Raw genomic sequence first — 16,318 nt, forward strand, 5'->3', positions numbered from 1 at the left:
GCATGAGCGAGCTATAAGATGAATAAAATCCTTAATTAGAGGATATAAGTGGTTTTTCGACCCGTCAATTGCTGGAATATGTATCATTATAAGAGTATATCCATTATTTTGTAATTATTCTTTTTTTATCTAGTCAATGGTAGGGAGATGTGATAATATTCAACTTAAAAAACTGAATTATCTAACTATTTGAAGGGGGGTTCCGTTATTATTAACCTTTTTCAACCGATAGCACCTTCTCTAAATGGAAGCCCTTCGCCATCACCAGTTGTATGTGAAAACAATGAGCCGCTTATCCAGCTTACAGGTGCTCATCCTAGGGTATTTATGAAGCCAATCTACTATCAGCAACAGATTTCTAATAGTTTACGCGTTATTTATGTAAGAGAAGGTGTCTATGAGCGTTTGCAACAGGTATTAACATTATTACCTCAAGAGTATGGCTTATTACTTTATGATGGCTATCGCCCATTTCAAGTACAGCAGTATTTGTTCAGCCATTTTTCTCGGCAATTAGCAAAAAGGCTGCCGCAGTTAACACCACAAGAGATTATGCAGGCGACCAAAAAATATGTAGCATTTCCAAGTAAAGATGCAGCCCATTTAGCCCCCCATTTAACAGGGGGTGCCATCGATGTAACACTGGCTAATGTTCATGGTAAAGCCCTCGATCTTGGGACAGCGTTTGATGAAATGAATGAAAAATCAGCGACCCGTTATTTTGAACAGCATACGCAAGAAAATCCGCTTGCCTGTCAGCACCGACGTTTGCTGTATAACTGTATGACACTTGCTGGATTTACGAACTATGCGGAGGAATGGTGGCATTACGATTATGGCAATGTGGCATGGGCTAGACGTGTTTATGCACAGGTAGCTCATTACGGAGCAGTACACGCAACAATTCAACATCACAATGTAAAGGAGTTTCGATTTCTATGAAAGTTTATATTAGTGCAGATATTGAAGGGATTACAGGTACAACCTCGTGGAGTGAGACCGAGTTAAACGCACCTGACTATCAGTTTTTTCAAAGACAAATGACGCGAGAAGTAGAAGCTGCCATTGAAGGAGCGATAGCAGGGGGAGCAACTGAAATTTTATTAAAGGACGCACATGATTCAGCCCGCAATCTAGACATTTCCAATTTACCAATCAACTGTAAAGTCATCCGTGGCTGGACATATGACCCTATGTGTATGGTAGCAGGTCTCGATCAAAGCTTTGACCGTGCTATTTTTATCGGTTATCACAGCAAGGGTGGCAGTGAGCGTAACCCACTAGCCCACACACTTTGCACATACGCAGATGTCAAAATCAATGGCGAATATGCGAGCGAATTTCTAATCAATACGTATGCAGCAGCGTTACACGATGTGCCCGTGTCCTTCGTAAGTGGTGATGTGGGGTTGACAGAAGAGATTCAGGCGATAAATGAACACATTGTCACGTTTGCTACAAAGGAAGGCATCGGCAATGCGACGATTAGTGTCAGTCCACAACTAACCATAATGGAAACCAAGCGACTGGTAGAGTCTTCTATGAAGATCCCTCGTGCCGCATTACAGGTAACGTTGCCAGAACACTTTATGGTTGAGATTATTTATCGTGACCATACAAGAGCCTATCGCAATTCATTTTATCCAAATGCCAAATTCAAACCACATAATACCGTGGAGTTCTTGACCCATGATTTTTATGAGGTGCTGCGTGTCCTGCAATTTTTAACATGATGGAAAGGTCTAGTGGGAGCTTTTACATCAAGTGAGGATTCTATTTCTTGAAAGGTGAGAAGTGATCCATTTGGTGAGGGACCCGCTCACAAGGGTGTGAGAAGTGATCAAAAGGTAGATAGACCCGCTCAAAAAGCAGTGGGACACGCTGTCTGAGTGGTTTGATAGAACCGACAATTTAATCTCATAACCGTGACAACGAGTATGTACCGTTGTTCATTTCATCGATAGATGGTCGATTTAGACAGACCTAGCTTATGTTTGAATGATCCTAGGGAAGGTGCAATCCATCCTACCAATAGGATTTTCATTATAAAAAGATGACTAGGGGGATGCTTGTGAGAAAATATTGGTTGCTGTTCGTATGTCTGGTCGTATTATTTTGTGTAGCCTGTAATGACAAGTCAGCGAGTGAAAAAGCATCGGAATATCGAGTGGTGTATTCAGGGGAAATTAAAACGTTAAATTATTTAAAGACGTCAGAAACAAATGAATTTGCGGTGGCTGCGAATATGGTGGATGGGCTCATTGAATATGACAACTATGGGGTGGTCCAGCCAGGATTAGCGAAAGAGTGGTCCTCGAATGAGGATGCTACGGTGTGGACATTCAAATTGCGTGATGACGCAAAATGGGTAACACATGAGGGCAAGGAATATGCAGCTGTTGTGGCACAAGACTTTGTGGATGGCTTACACTATGTGCTTGATGCTAAAAATGAATCATCGACAGCATGGATTGCGACGGTGGTGAAAAATGGGGAAGCTTTCTATAATGGCGAGATGAACGATTTCAAGGAAGTAGGCATAAAGGCGCTAGATGAACATACAGTAGAATATACTTTAGAGGCGCCGACACCCTATTTTCTTTCTATGTTGAATTATGTTTGTTTCTTCCCTGTAAATGGCAAGTTCATTGCGGAAAAAGGAGCGGATTTTGGCACAACACGTGAAAACTTCCTCTATAACGGTGCCTATATTTTAGATAAATTTGAGCCACAAAATGAACGCGTTCTTGTGAAAAATGAAACGTACTGGGATAAAGACAAGGTGCTGATTGATCGTATTCGCTATAAATACAATAAAGAAGCGGCAACTGTGGCGCCTGAGCTGTTTTTACGTGGCGAAATCGATTCGGCTAGTATCCCTACCTCTATCATTGATGAATGGTTTAAAGATGAAAAGAAAAAATCTCAGGTTCGTCAAACACAAAATAACTTCTATACCTACTTTTATGCACTCAACTTCAACCCACAATTTGACGCACAATACGAGCCTGATAACTGGAAAATCGCCGTCAATAATAAAGATTTCCGCAAATCCTTATTCCATGCGCTTGATCGAGTGTCCGCGATGCTAACGGTTGAGCCCTATAATCCAGCAGATTTGTTGAGCAATACCATTACACCAAAAAACTTTGTTGATGTGGAAGGCGTGGATTATACACAACTAGCACCACTTACATCCATTTCCAATGAGGATTCCTTCAATAAAGAGCTGGCCCTTGAGTATAAAGAAAAAGCAAAAACGGCATTAGCGGGTAAGGCGACATTCCCTGTGAAAGTCTTAATGCCTTATAACGCTGGTATGCCGGATTGGGCTAATCGCTCTCAAGTAGTCGAGCAGCAAATGGAAAAACTACTAGGGACAGATTATGTCGACATTATTGTAGAGGCTGGTCCATCCACAGGCTTCTTATCAGAGGTACGTCGTCCAGGTAAATTTGCACTCTTAGAGGCGAACTGGGGTCCTGACTTTGCAGATCCATCTACGTATACAGATCCTTTCACAGTAGATGGAACTTACAATAAACCAGAATTAGCAGAAGGCTATAAAGAGGCGAATGGTAAAACAACATATCAAAATCTTGTAGATCAAGCGAAAGAAACAATTGACACAGCCAAACGCTATGAGCTATTTGCGAAGGCAGAAGCGTTTTTAATTGAGGAAGCCTTTGTTATTCCATATTCAGTTGGTGGTAGTGGCTATATGGCATCTAAATTAAATCCATTCGAGGCGCAATATTCGCCATTTGGTGTAACGGCAGAGAAATTTAAAGGCCAGCAAGTGCTAGAAAAGCCAATGAGTAATGAAGAATTTAAAAAAGCGCTTGCTGAGTGGGAGCAAGAACGTGCGGAAGCACTAGCCAATGCTGAAAAGTAGTAGAATTTCGTAGATGAAAAGGAGATACCGAAAAGAATAGTCGGCATCTCCTTTCGTCTTTTTGACAAAGGAGGATGGCGCGATGTTGCAGTATATAGGAAAACGACTCTTACAATCCGTTTTAACCCTTTTTATTATCATCACCATTGTCTTTTCATTATTACGGCTAATGCCAGAGGAAGGCTATTTAGGAGCGGCAGCTGATAAAATGTCACCTGCTCAGCAGGAAATTTACTTAACAAATCTCGGCTTGCGAGACCCAATGCTTGTCCAACTGGGGAATTTTTACAAGAATTTACTGCAGGGAGATTTGGGCAAATCAGTAACTTATCGTACCGATGTCTCAGTAGTGACGATTATTGCAGATAAAATCACGTATTCTCTGCTCTTTGGTTTAGGAGCCGTCGCTTTATCACTCCTGATTGGTGTACCGTTAGGAATAATGATGGCCTATCGTAAGGGACGTTGGCTGGATCGACTTGGGACAGGCTATATCGTATTTGTTGTTGCAGTCCCTGCAGCCGTTTATTACTTAGTTATTCAAATGTATATTACAGAACTCTTTCAATTACCGATGCTGTTTGATGAATACAGGCCGATTACTTGGATTCTTCCACTTACGTCAATGGCATTGGCTCCAACTGCCTCCTACGCGATGTGGATGCGACGCTATATGGTGGATGAACTGAACAAGGACTATATTAAGCTAGCTAGGGCAAAGGGCGTAAAGGAGCGGACATTGATGTTCAAGCATGTATTACGTAATGCCTTTATTCCCATGGCACAATATTTACCTGCAACGATTCTGTTTACGATTACAGGCTCGATTTATATAGAGTCGTTGTATTCCATTCCAGGGATGGGGGGCTTGCTTGTGGATGCTATTCAGCGACAGGATAATACAATTGTGCAAGGCCTAGTGTTAGTGTTCTCTTCCCTAGGTATCATTGGACTTATTTTGGGGGATATTGCCATGGCACTTGTCGACCCTCGTATTAAATTAGGCAAGGGAGGGGGTGTGCGTTAATGGGGATGTATACAGATGAAATCAATAATATTTCCAATAAATCGCGTGAAACCTTGTTTGAATTTGCTGAAGTAGATGCAAGGCAGGCGGAGGAAACGGGCTATTCAAATTATTCTTATTGGCGGTCTACATGGCAATCCTTTTTGAAAAATCGACTGGCCGTTTTTTTATTAGTTGGGGTGATCATCATTGTTGGCTTTACGATTCTACAGCCCTATTTACCCGCGCAAAAATCACCAACTGAAATTTACTTGGATGAACAAACGGGGATGCAGGCACGTAATATGGTACCTAATGCAGAATTTTGGTTTGGTACGAATTCAATTGGTCAGGATTTATGGTCTCGTATTTGGGCAGGCACACGGACATCCCTCTTTATCGGCTGTGTTGTGGCTTTAGTGGAGGCAGTTGTGGGGATTACAATCGGTACGCTGTGGGGCTTTTCAAGGAAATTAGAAGCGCCCATAACACAGCTTTATAATGTTATCGATAATATCCCCACAACTATTGTGCTCATTTTAATGTCCTATATCTTACGGCCAAGTATTTCAACAATTATTATTGCCATGTGTATTACGGGGTGGGTGGAAATGGCGAGGTTTATCCGCAATCAAATTGTTATTTTGCGGGACCGCGAATACAATCTAGCCTCAAAGTGCTTAGGCACACCTGATTATCGTATTATTCTAAAAAATCTATTACCTTATTTAATTTCTGTCATTATGCTACGCATGAGCTTAGCGATACCCTTTGCAATTGGGGCAGAAGTCTTTTTAACGTATATCGGCTTAGGGCTTCCGATCAGTGAGCCATCCTTAGGAAATTTAATCAATGAAGGACGTGTCCTTATGATGTCACCAGATCTACGTTATCAGCTTATTTTCCCAAGTATTGTGCTAAGCGTTATTACGATCGCATTTTATATTATTGGTAATTCCTTTGCAGATGCAGCAGATCCGAAAAACCATGTTTAAGGAGAGGAAGCGAGTGACATTGAAAAAATCACGCATATTAGGCATTCAAAATTTAGTGATTCAGTTTACGCTACGTGGGCGAGTTTTAACAGCGATTCGCGATATTTCACTCGACCTTTACAAGGGAGAAAGTTTTGCCATTGTGGGCGAATCAGGTTCGGGTAAATCCGTGCTGATGAAATCCATTATGGGCTTGCTTGATAAAAATGGTCGCATTAAGCAGGGACAAATTATTTACAATGCACAGGATTTAGGCAAGTTCACAACAGAGCAAGAATGGCTAGGGATTCGTGGCAAGGAAATAGCGATGGTGACACAGGATCCGATGACATCGTTAAACCCGCTCAAAACCATTGGAAAGCAAATTGAAGAATGTGTGGTTATGCATCAGGGCTTAAGAGGCAAGGAAGCCTATGCGGAAACACTAAAGCTGTTAACAGATGTCGGCATTACCGATGTACAAAAGCGCTATAAGCAATACCCGCATGAATTTTCAGGAGGGATGCGCCAACGCATCGTTATTGCGATTGCGATTGCCTGTAAGCCGAATATTTTAATATGTGATGAACCCACGACAGCCTTGGATGTAACCATTCAGGCACAAATTTTACAGCTCTTAAAAAGTCTTCAGCAAAAATACGACTTAACAATCGTCTATATTACGCATGATTTAGGTGTAGTCGCAAAAGTGGCTGACCGTATTGCCGTAATGTACGCAGGCGATGTCATAGAGGTTGGGGAAACACATGAAATTTTCTTTCATAGCAGGCATCCATATACGTGGGCGCTTATTTCCTCCTTACCACAGCTTGGCTCAAAGGGAGAACAATTGTATTCCATTAAGGGCACGCCTCCTAATCTATTTCAAGAAATCAAAGGTGATGCTTTTGCGCCACGCAATCCATATGCACTAAAAATTGACTTTATCGAGCGACCTCCCTTTTTTCAGGTCAGTGATACTCATTATGCGCGAACATGGTTGTTAGATCCACTGGCGCCAAAGGTAGAGCCTCCAGCAGCCTTACAGGCATTTTTTGCCGAGGGGAGGCAGTATGCGAATGACTGATAAAGAGGTGCTCGTAGAGATAAAAAATTTATCTGTTGTTTTTGGCAAAGGAAAAAATAAGTTTACAGCCATTGATGATGTCAGCTTTCAAATTTTTAAAGGCGAAACATTTGGCATTGTAGGTGAATCAGGCTCAGGGAAGACAACGATTGGTCGAGCGATTATGCGCATCAATGAGGTTACAGAGGGACAAATTTTGTACCATGGCAAAAGTATTCAGGGGAAAATACCTAAAGATTGGGATAGAGAAATTACACAAAAAATCCAAATGATTTTCCAGGACCCTATGGCATCTCTGAATGAACGAGCAAAAGTAGATTATATTGTCTCAGAGGGCTTATACCCTTCGAAAAAATATAAAGATGAGGCAGATCGGCAACAAAAGGTGCGCGATGCTTTACTGAACGTTGGGCTACTTCCAGAGTTCTCAAGCCGCTTTCCGCATGAGTTTTCAGGAGGTCAACGCCAACGTATTGGCATTGCTCGAGCGTTAGTGATGGAGCCTGAATTTATCATTGCAGATGAGCCTATATCTGCTTTGGACGTATCCATTCGAGCGCAAGTATTAAATTTATTAGCAAGCCTTCAACAGCGAAATCATTTAACATATTTATTCATTGCCCATGATTTATCGATTGTCCGTTTTATTACGGATCGTACGGCGGTCATTTATAAGGGGAAAATTGTGGAGCTAGCGGAAACAGAAAAGCTTTTTGCTCATCCGCTGCATCCTTATACAAGGGCTTTGTTATCAGCAGTACCAGAGCCAAATCCCTATAAGGAGCGGGAGAAAGTTGTAGAAGTGTATGATCCGTCACAGCATCGTTATGATGAGAATCCCCCCTCATTTGTTGAAATAGAGGAAGGTCATTTTATTTTAGCCAATGAAGAGGAACTTGCCCATTATCGTACTTCACTGAAAAGGGAGGAAAAGATATGATTTGTCCAAAGGCATTGAAAAAGGGTGACACAATTGGTCTTATTAGTGCTTCTGGAGCAACGCCACCTGAAAAGCTGCAACCTGCTATTGCTAGTATCGAAAAGCTAGGGCTCAATGTAGTCGTTGGGGAGACCTGTCACGTAAGACATGGCTATTTAGCAGGCACAGATGATTTACGGGTAGCAGATGTTCATCGTATGTTTGGTGATCCAATGATTGATGGCATTTTTTGTATACGTGGGGGCTATGGTGCGACGAAAATTTTAGCTCAATTAGACTTTGACTTGATAAGTGCCAATCCCAAAGTATTTGCTGGCTATAGTGATGTGACCGCTCTACATATAGCTTTTAATCAGCTATGTGGCTTTGTAACCTATCATACGCCGATGCCATCCACAGAATTTATTAGACAGGAGATGGATGACTATACTTGGCAGTCGTTCATTCAGCTGATTATGGAGAATGAAAGAAAGGCGTACTACTTAAAAAATCCTTCTCACCAGCCCATGTCCACGCTGGTTCCTGGGAGCGCTTCAGGTCAACTCATCGGTGGCAATTTAACATTAGTGACCGCTTCACTTGGCACACCCTATGAAATTGATACACGAGGTAAGATTCTGTTTTTAGAAGATATCGATGAAACGGAGCAACGGGTGGATCGTATGCTGACACAATTAAAACTGGCAGGAAAGCTAGATGACGTGGCAGGCATTTTATTGGGCGCTTGGACAAATTGCGAACCTGAAAATCCCGAAAAGCCAGCACACAGCTTATCATTACAAACTATTTTTCAAGAAATTCTAGTGCCTTTAGGGAAGCCTATGATTGCTGATTTGGCATGTGGTCATTGTTTACCAACGATGTCGCTTCCTTTAGGAAGAAGCGTCAAAATGGATGCGGACAATCAGCGTATCCATGTAGTTGGATAGGTGGTCTATGGAGCAGAGAATTACGACACTTATTCAAGAATCGCCCTACAACGTACATTTGTTTATTAAAAATCTAACAACAAATCAGTTGCTCATCAGTCATCAGCTAGAGGCTTCATTTTCAAGTGCTAGTTTAATCAAAGTGCCGATTCTGTTAGCCTTGCTCTCATATATAGAGAAAAACAAATTATCACTTGATTCTACGCATACGATTTCACCAACTGATTGGGTGGATTTTAGTGTGATTAGTGAACAAAGACTTACACAAAGCACTTTCTATGATCTGCTAGTATGGATGATTATTACAAGCGATAATACAGCTACGAACGTCTTAATCGATGTAGTTGGCATGGCATATTTGAATGCCTATTTTCAGCATATCGGTTTACAGGATACATTGCTACAGCGAAAAATGATGGATGTGGAGCGGCTAGCAAAGGGCATAGATAATCGCACATCAGCAAGGGATATGGCGCATCTTTATACGCGTATCTATCAGCAAGAGCTTTTATCGCCTCCCTACAATAAGCTAGTCATTGATATTTTAAGCCGTCAGCGTGTGCATGACTCCCTAAAGCGCTATCTAATAGAAGATGTGAGGCTGGCACATAAAACAGGCGGACTAGATACCATCGATCATGATGTAGGGATATTTTACACGAATGCAGTCGATTATAGTATGGGTGTTTTTATAACAAATGTAACGGACAATGATCAGGCGCGCCAACTCATTGGTCGTCTATCGAAAGTTGTCTATGACCAGCTAGTGAAGCGGAAGGGGGAGAAGGATGAAGGCTATCGTTACAGCCATGATTGCTAGCTTGCATGCCATGCCAGATAAAGCTTCTGAATTAGTCGATGAAGTGCTTTATGGGATGACCGTCGAGATCATCAGTGATGTCAATGACGCTTGGGTTTCTATTCGAACGGCCTATCGTTACGAGGGGTATTGTCAGAAGGCAGATTTACTACAAGAGGAGGCTCTTGCGTCTACATGGCAACAAGAGGCACAGTATGTAATCTGTCAAAGCTTTGCAGATGTTTTGCAGCAGCCACGTATTCAAAGTACAAAGCTGCTAACGCTTGTAAGAGGCTCTTCCATTCGTGTTATGTCAGACGAAGCAGTGCCTGAAGAATGGTCAGCTGTACAGCTAGTGTCAGGACAAATAGGGTATGTTCGAACAAAATGGCTACAGCCTAAAATAACAGTACAGTCATTATCAGAGCAGCAGTTCCGAGAAAATGTGGTGGACACAGCGCTTAGCTATTTAACGGCCCCTTATCGCTGGGGGGGCAAATCGCCACTGGGTATTGATTGCTCTGGTTTATGTTCAATGGCCTATATGTTAAACGGTGTCTATATTTATCGTGATGCCCGAATAGTAGAGGGCTTCCCTATCGTTAACATAGACCAAGACCAAATGCAGAAGGGTGATTTAATCTATTTTCCAGGTCATATTGCTTTATATATGGGTGATGATTTGTATGTCCATTCATCGTTAGGTGGTAATGAAGTAACCATTAATAGTCTAGATGCCAAACATCCCCTCTATCGACAGGATTTAGCCACGACCATACTAGCAGTAGGTACTTTATATAACTCACAGAAAGACTAGTTAAGCTTTTTTAAAGGTCAGTCCCATTTTGAGGATGATCAACGTACTGAGATGGATCAGTACTAACACGATGAACTGCCATAGCCCAATTAAAAATGTACTCATGCATAAATCAAAGACTGCTTCACCTGGAGGCATATCTGGATAGGGCTCTAGTTGCCCATAATGCCACACAAAATAACAGGCTATAGAAGTGCCTTGTCCCACATAGATAAAAGTCCAATGGATAGAGGCTGCTACTCTTTGCCAACTACAACATAGTAAGAGGTTCGATAAAATAATAAGAGTGGGCAAAATAATAAGATAAAAGGAACCCTCTGCTATTTTTGTTATGAAATATAGGTGGTAGCTAAGCTGAATCAATGGCAATAGCACAAGGTTAACGGCGAGAAGACTGAGCAATTGTGTACGCTTCACTGTGTTCCTATCCTTTCCGTATTTTTACATTAAGACGTTTTGACAAACGAATTAGTTTCATGAGAAAAAACGTCCATACTCCTTGATGAGTCATGGACGTTTTGTGTTAATAATGATAAATATTGAGTTGCTGGCCTGCTTCAAGTCGTTCTGTTCGAAGCTGATTCCACTGCTTAAGTGATGTCACTTTCACATTATAGGCTTCGGCAATCTTCATAAGTGAATCTCCATCAGCCACCGTGATGGTTTTCTTATCTTTTACAGGACTATCATATTGTTGAAGGTCATATTTTGCGATCAATGTATTTAATTTTTCATTGTAAGCCGAATCAGTTGCATAGGAGCCTGTTAAAAACTTGGTCGCATCTGTATAGGTAGTTGTGTTGCTTTTGAAAACGCCTGCGTAAAAATCTTTATTCCATGAAACGCCATTACGCATTAATTTTACATAATCCTGCATGGATGCTTCATAGGAAGGGTATTTGCGGAAGTCAGCCATGATGGTAGAAAGGTTGCCTGACCCATCATCCTCTGTGGTTTCGAGTGTGACGGAATTATTTTGGTAGCTACCTTTCATTCCAAAAAGATTATAATTAGGGGCAGAGCCAAGTCCACTTTGCCCATGCTCACTTTCTAGAATCGCCTGAGCTATCATCACGGATGCATATAAGTCATTGTCAGCACCAAGATCTCGTGCGGTCTCTGCAATCTCACCGATAAACTCTTCCACACTTGGACGATCATCAATAACCACAGACTCTTCTCTTTCAGTCGTATTAAATAACTGTGTCACCATATAAAACGAAATACAAATAACAACAACGACAATCATAAGTCCTTTAAAAAAGTTTAGCACGTATTTCATTGTAGCTGGATGTTGGTCGTGACCACATCTCCCTCCCTTCTATTAAAAGTTTAGTTATCTCTCATTATTACAGAGAGTGAAAGAGATGTATAGTTGAATAGACTTCATCATTAATAGAACGTTTCTTGCCTTAATTAGTTCCTAAATCTATCTTAAAATTCTGAGACATAAATTGTTTGAATCTCTCAAAATATCGCTCGGACGCTTCCCATTGAATCGTGTTTAAATAAGATAGCTCTTGTCGACCAAAAACGTTAGGAGGCTGATAGTGGCGAGCAACATAGGATTGATTTTCGAGCGTATAAAAATAATACGCTTCATCAGGCGTCATAATTTCAATGCGAGCATGTATCCTATCGCCTTCATCATCCAAATAGGTTTGACGGAAGCTATAGCATTTGGAACCATCCCACAATCCATCATGTTCATCGTCTAAATCCAGAATCGTAGGATGCTGGAGAATTTGTTGTACATCTCGCACCTCGATACTATGCAAGTAAAGTTCTGCTACATTGATGCAGGTTAACAACATCAGCCAGAGCTGTTGTAAATCCACTAAATCCTCCTGGGGGGATGCTGTAATATCCCACCATTCAGCTTCTTCATCTAGTGTTTTTGTCAAGAGAGAGACGGATTGATCCTCATTAAGCCAAATAAAATAATGACACTGCGAGGTCAATATATAAATACTATCATTGCGTACATCTCCATCAGCATTGGTATGTGCGCGTTGGATCATAAAATAAACATCCTGTTCCGTCAAATCGAAAGAAGGTTTGTCAGGTGTCATCAGAATACATGAAGTCAGTTTCAGTATGTTTTCCGCATTGATCGAATGGTGCGTGAAATAAATAGGGGCTGCTATTGTCCTTTTAGGAACGCTTGTAAATTGAGTGAGTGCAGAACGTCCTTGTTTAAGAATTTCCACGAGTGAAGTGAAGGAAAAGCCGATGTCATCCTCATCCTCAGGTAAAAATATCTCGTCTACTAATACATCTTCAATACGGATAGGGAGTTCCTGAAAAACGCCATCTCCGTGCCATATATTTACGATACAAGGAATCGACTTCTGACCCTTTACGTTGATGCGATACTCATCATCTTGAACCAAAATTGCTGCCTGAAGATTGCCATTAACGATCGTTTCGCCATGATTGTAGGAGCCACATAATATATTCTCGACTGTCAGATGCCCGTGCACATAGATTTCCTGACCACCTACAGCTATATTTTTAGAAAGTACATTGCCCATCACTATCAGCCCAATTGCCCCATCTGTCTCTAAATTATAGAGGGTGTCTACGGTTAAATGTCCATTGATGAAGATGAGAATGGTCTTGTCCTGTTGTGGGAATGGCATATCCCAGTCCAAATCAAGAGAGGGAAGTGTTAAATCCCCCTCATAGTACGCTACTAGATCATCCTCACTAAAATCCTTGTAAAACTTTGCCCACCAAGAGTCTGCTGGAAACCTTTTTGCTAGTTGTGAAATCGCCAAAAACTGAAAGCCATTATGCATAGGTCACGACCTCTCTACTACAATTTTTATTATTTTCTCACAGCTAGTAATTGGCAGTCAATTTCATAGAATGGTAGAGACAAGATTAATTTCATAGAAAATGGTATTATTAACCTTTAAAACAATAAGTTGAAAGGGCGTTTTGATTGAATACGATTTTTAATGTGACACAAAAACAACTATATGATTTTCTACTGAATGTAGCGACAATAAGACCAGTTTTTATTTGGGGAGCACCTGGCATTGGGAAATCAGCGATTGTTGAAAACTTTGCTAGTGAATTAGGGCTACATTGTGTATCGTTATTGGGCAGTCAGCTAGCACCTGAGGATATTATTGGTGTTCCGCAGATTAAGGATGGCTACAGTGTTTTTTGTCCACCCAAAATGATTGCACGCGATGAACCTTATTGCCTTTTTTTAGATGAATTAAATGCTTGCTCACAGGAAGTACAAAAAGCGTTTTATAGTCTTATTCATGAACGCAGGATTGGAGAGTTTACATTGCCAGAGGGTACGATTGTTATTGGTGCAGGCAATCGGGCTCAGGATAACGCCATTGTTAAGCCGATGTCCTCCGCATTAATCAATCGGATGGTCCATGTTCAGCTTAGGGCATCGCATAAAGATTGGCTTGAATGGGCCTATACACATGAAATACATCCATATGTGATTGAGTATATTCAAATGCGTCCCGATCATTTATGGAGCGAACCTCCGAAAACAGAAGAACCCTTCTCCACGCCTCGTTCATGGCATATGTTAAGTGATTGTTTGTATGCATATGGCAATAGCTTACAAGAACAAACAATTGATCTATTAGCAAGTAGCTGCCTATCCGCGCATACTGCCAGTCAATTTAAAGCCTTTATCAAGCAAGTGCAGAGTAAATATGATCTTGCTAAAATTATTCAAGGAGAATTACGTTGGCCCGATCAACCTGATGAAAGAGATTTGCTTTATTTCATGGCACAATCCTTCCGTGCTCAGTTACTGAAGGAGCTTCCGAACGAGCATACGACATTGAAGGGCAATCAACGGCAATTAGCCTTTCGAGCCAAAGACTTGATCAAGGACTTATCATCCATCAGCTTAGAAATTGCACAGATGGTTGTATCAGAGCAAAAGGGTGAAGCATTGCCTGCCTGGTTTATGCTGGAGGTTATCCGAGATTTACCTCGTTTAGTAGCCAAAAAGGAAGGGTAGCTTATGGCCAAAAAAAAGAAAGCATCACAGCAGGAGCATAAAAATGAGAAAGCCATCGCACGTGGGCATGACATCGTCTCTACACATCCCCTGTTCGAGGCGTTATGTCATGCTGTTTACATGCAATACGAAAGTATGCCCCAAAAGGATTGGGCTTACGTTACAAGCGCAGGTGTTATTTATGTGAATCAGGATAAAAAAGGTCAGCCAAATGAATGGGCTTATGTGATAGCGCATTGCTTGCTACACCTTGGCTTACATCATCATCAATCAAAAGAGCAGCAGGAGCTTTGGAATATTGCCTGTGACTGCTATATAACAAAATTTTTAGCAGAGCTAAAATTTGGTCAAGCACCAAAGGAAATGAGTAATCCTCTTTTTGAGGCCATTAGCTCTGAGGAAAAATTATATGAAAGATTATTACGCGAAGGTGTACCAGATGATTTGAAAGGCTATAGTACAATGCCAGGCCAAGTGGACTTTGTGATTTCACAAAATCAAACAGGCTATCTTTATCGAGGGAATAGTGATTTCGCTGCATTATTTGCAGAAGGTTTATCGAAAGCCGTGCAAAGTGCCATTCGAGTAGCGGGTGGGGTAGAAAACACATTGGGAGGCACAACGAGGGTAACACAAGCACAACGCGCAAAGGCTTGGTTTATGAGCTCCTATCCCTTATTCGGTGCTTTGGCAGCAGATTTTACGATCATTGAAGACCCACTTATTTGTACAAGAATGGATATCTCGGTCGCAGCCATTGCAGTGGAAACAAAGGAGATTTATTTGAATACGGCTGTGGGAATGACCGATGAGGAAATGCGATTTCTAATGGCACATGAATTGCTGCATGCGGGTTTAAGCCATGCTACCCGCAGACAAGGACGTGATCCCTACTTATGGAATGTTGCTTGTGATTATGTTATCAATGGCTGGCTCATCGATATGCAAATCGGCGAGATGCCAGCATTTGGTGGGCTATATGATCCAACATTAAAAGGATTTTCAGCAGAATCTATTTATGATCGTATTGTTACAGATATTAGGATGTATCGCAAATTAAGAACCTTTCGAGGGCAGGGCATGGGCGATATGATCGAAACGAATCCACCAGATTTTTGGGAAGGCAAGGTAGGTGTGGATTTAGATGCTTTTTATAGAAGGGCATTGAGTCAAGGGTTAAGCTATCATATGACCCAAGAGAGAGGATATCTGCCACAAGGGCTCATTGAGGAAATTCGTAGCCTTGCACAGCCTCCTATTGCTTGGGATGTGGCATTAGCCAAATGGTTTGATCGGATGTTTCAACCGATAGAGAAAGTTAGAACGTATACCCGCCCCAGTAGAAGACAAGCATCGACACCCGATATAGCAAGACCAAGATGGATTCATCAAAGCGGTGAGGTAGATGGACGAACTTTCGCAGTCCTTATTGATACATCAGGCTCCATGGACCGTATCTTACTAGGAAAAGCACTCGGCACAATAGCGAGCTATAGCATCGCTAGAGATGTCCCCTTTGTTCGCGTTATATTTTGTGATGCTGTTGCCTATGATGCGGGCTATCTAGCACCTGAAGAACTATTAACGAAAGTGAAAGTAAGAGGTAGAGGAGGCACAGTTTTACAGCCTGGTATACAGCTACTTGAAGCAGCACAGGATTTTCCCAAAGATGGTCCTATCCTGATTATTACAGATGGACAATGTGATCGTTTAGCCATTAAAAGACAGCATGCCTTCGTACTACCACAGGGGGCAAAGCTACCGTTTGTGCCTAAAGGCGAAGTATTTAGAATGAAATAGTTTCATCTATCTACAAATGTTTGAAATAATTTTTGTTGGTGAAATATAAAAAGTGAACGCATTTA

At 41.5% G+C, this 16,318-nt stretch carries 15 protein-coding genes; 12 read left to right on the top strand and 3 right to left on the bottom strand.

Translation table 11 applies throughout. The features are described 5' to 3' along the window. Nucleotides 1-327 precede the first annotated feature (327 nt). From JIN86_RS09680 to JIN86_RS09725, 10 genes are all read left to right on the top strand, one after another. The gene (locus tag JIN86_RS09680; RefSeq protein WP_004229440.1) at nucleotides 328-942 is read left to right on the top strand and encodes a M15 family metallopeptidase; all 615 of its coding nucleotides are present in this window, start codon (nucleotides 328-330) and stop codon (nucleotides 940-942) included. Beyond that, complete coding sequence (locus JIN86_RS09685; RefSeq protein WP_004229439.1) at nucleotides 939-1,733, top strand: M55 family metallopeptidase; 795 nt, start codon at nucleotides 939-941, stop codon at nucleotides 1,731-1,733. Before JIN86_RS09680 ends, JIN86_RS09685 begins: the two co-directional genes overlap by 4 nt. A 332-nt stretch (nucleotides 1,734-2,065) precedes the next feature. Beyond that, on the top strand, nucleotides 2,066-3,895 hold the full coding sequence (locus JIN86_RS09690; RefSeq protein ID WP_232735586.1) for a peptide ABC transporter substrate-binding protein: 1,830 nt from the start codon (nucleotides 2,066-2,068) through the stop codon (nucleotides 3,893-3,895). Nucleotides 3,896-3,977: 82 nt separating this feature from the next. Next, on the top strand, nucleotides 3,978-4,922 hold the full coding sequence (locus JIN86_RS09695) for an ABC transporter permease (protein WP_202341811.1): 945 nt from the start codon (nucleotides 3,978-3,980) through the stop codon (nucleotides 4,920-4,922). Continuing rightward, the gene (locus tag JIN86_RS09700; RefSeq protein WP_004229435.1) at nucleotides 4,922-5,896 is read left to right on the top strand and encodes an ABC transporter permease; all 975 of its coding nucleotides are present in this window, start codon (nucleotides 4,922-4,924) and stop codon (nucleotides 5,894-5,896) included. Before JIN86_RS09695 ends, JIN86_RS09700 begins: the two co-directional genes overlap by 1 nt. Beyond that, entirely contained in the window at nucleotides 5,889-6,962 is a 1,074-nt protein-coding gene (locus JIN86_RS09705; protein ID WP_051145728.1) for an ABC transporter ATP-binding protein, read from the top strand. Before JIN86_RS09700 ends, JIN86_RS09705 begins: the two co-directional genes overlap by 8 nt. Next, nucleotides 6,955-7,902, top strand: a complete 948-nt coding sequence (locus JIN86_RS09710) for an ATP-binding cassette domain-containing protein (protein ID WP_009370886.1) — start codon at nucleotides 6,955-6,957, stop codon at nucleotides 7,900-7,902. Before JIN86_RS09705 ends, JIN86_RS09710 begins: the two co-directional genes overlap by 8 nt. Next, nucleotides 7,899-8,831, top strand: coding sequence for a S66 peptidase family protein (locus tag JIN86_RS09715; protein ID WP_202341812.1), 933 nt, complete (start codon nucleotides 7,899-7,901; stop codon nucleotides 8,829-8,831). The genes JIN86_RS09710 and JIN86_RS09715 overlap by 4 nt, the downstream gene beginning before the upstream one ends. A gap of 7 nt (nucleotides 8,832-8,838) precedes the next feature. Then, nucleotides 8,839-9,651 (top strand): serine hydrolase, encoded by an 813-nt coding sequence (locus JIN86_RS09720; protein WP_202341813.1) that lies wholly within the window; start codon nucleotides 8,839-8,841, stop codon nucleotides 9,649-9,651. Further along, nucleotides 9,620-10,447 (top strand): C40 family peptidase, encoded by an 828-nt coding sequence (locus JIN86_RS09725; RefSeq protein WP_202341814.1) that lies wholly within the window; start codon nucleotides 9,620-9,622, stop codon nucleotides 10,445-10,447. Before JIN86_RS09720 ends, JIN86_RS09725 begins: the two co-directional genes overlap by 32 nt. Here the strand turns inward: JIN86_RS09725 and JIN86_RS09730 are convergent, their stop codons facing one another. The 3 genes from JIN86_RS09730 to JIN86_RS09740 form a co-directional block, all read right to left on the bottom strand. Continuing rightward, nucleotides 10,448-10,864: a hypothetical protein gene (locus JIN86_RS09730; protein WP_009370891.1), complete on the bottom strand. Its 417-nt coding sequence runs from the start codon at nucleotides 10,862-10,864 to the stop codon at nucleotides 10,448-10,450. A gap of 106 nt (nucleotides 10,865-10,970) precedes the next feature. Continuing rightward, nucleotides 10,971-11,696, bottom strand: coding sequence for a glucosaminidase domain-containing protein (locus tag JIN86_RS09735; RefSeq protein ID WP_004229425.1), 726 nt, complete (start codon nucleotides 11,694-11,696; stop codon nucleotides 10,971-10,973). Between the two features lie 163 nt (nucleotides 11,697-11,859). Continuing rightward, nucleotides 11,860-13,248 carry a hypothetical protein gene (locus JIN86_RS09740; protein WP_202341815.1) on the bottom strand — a complete coding sequence of 463 codons (1,389 nt, stop codon included), beginning with the start codon at nucleotides 13,246-13,248 and terminating at the stop codon, nucleotides 11,860-11,862. 146 nt (nucleotides 13,249-13,394) lie between these two features. Here JIN86_RS09740 and JIN86_RS09745 point away from each other — a divergent pair, with 146 nt between their 5' ends. Together JIN86_RS09745 and JIN86_RS09750 are read left to right on the top strand one after the other, a co-directional pair. Then, entirely contained in the window at nucleotides 13,395-14,453 is a 1,059-nt protein-coding gene (locus tag JIN86_RS09745) for an AAA family ATPase (RefSeq protein WP_004229422.1), read from the top strand. Between the two features lie 3 nt (nucleotides 14,454-14,456). Continuing rightward, entirely contained in the window at nucleotides 14,457-16,253 is a 1,797-nt protein-coding gene (locus JIN86_RS09750; RefSeq protein ID WP_202341816.1) for a vWA domain-containing protein, read from the top strand. Nucleotides 16,254-16,318 lie beyond the last annotated feature (65 nt).

The sequence above is a fragment of the Lysinibacillus sp. HST-98 genome (assembly GCF_016757845.1).
GTDB classification, from domain to species: Bacteria; Bacillota; Bacilli; order Bacillales_A; family Planococcaceae; genus Lysinibacillus; species Lysinibacillus capsici.

Bases quoted from the DNA above. Each gene is read 5' to 3' on its own strand.
- JIN86_RS09680 (WP_004229440.1), top strand. From the start codon at position 328: ATGAAGCCAATCTACTATCAGCAACAGATTTCTAATAGTTTACGCGTT.
- JIN86_RS09685 (WP_004229439.1), top strand. From the start codon at position 939: ATGAAAGTTTATATTAGTGCAGATATTGAAGGGATTACAGGTACAACC.
- JIN86_RS09690 (WP_232735586.1), top strand. From the start codon at position 2,066: ATGCTTGTGAGAAAATATTGGTTGCTGTTCGTATGTCTGGTCGTATTA.
- JIN86_RS09695 (WP_202341811.1), top strand. From the start codon at position 3,978: ATGTTGCAGTATATAGGAAAACGACTCTTACAATCCGTTTTAACCCTT.
- JIN86_RS09700 (WP_004229435.1), top strand. From the start codon at position 4,922: ATGGGGATGTATACAGATGAAATCAATAATATTTCCAATAAATCGCGT.
- JIN86_RS09705 (WP_051145728.1), top strand. From the start codon at position 5,889: ATGTTTAAGGAGAGGAAGCGAGTGACATTGAAAAAATCACGCATATTA.
- JIN86_RS09710 (WP_009370886.1), top strand. From the start codon at position 6,955: ATGACTGATAAAGAGGTGCTCGTAGAGATAAAAAATTTATCTGTTGTT.
- JIN86_RS09715 (WP_202341812.1), top strand. From the start codon at position 7,899: ATGATTTGTCCAAAGGCATTGAAAAAGGGTGACACAATTGGTCTTATT.
- JIN86_RS09720 (WP_202341813.1), top strand. From the start codon at position 8,839: ATGGAGCAGAGAATTACGACACTTATTCAAGAATCGCCCTACAACGTA.
- JIN86_RS09725 (WP_202341814.1), top strand. From the start codon at position 9,620: ATGAAGGCTATCGTTACAGCCATGATTGCTAGCTTGCATGCCATGCCA.
- JIN86_RS09735 (WP_004229425.1), bottom strand. From the start codon at position 11,696: ATGATTGTCGTTGTTGTTATTTGTATTTCGTTTTATATGGTGACACAG.
- JIN86_RS09740 (WP_202341815.1), bottom strand. From the start codon at position 13,248: ATGCATAATGGCTTTCAGTTTTTGGCGATTTCACAACTAGCAAAAAGG.
- JIN86_RS09750 (WP_202341816.1), top strand. From the start codon at position 14,457: ATGGCCAAAAAAAAGAAAGCATCACAGCAGGAGCATAAAAATGAGAAA.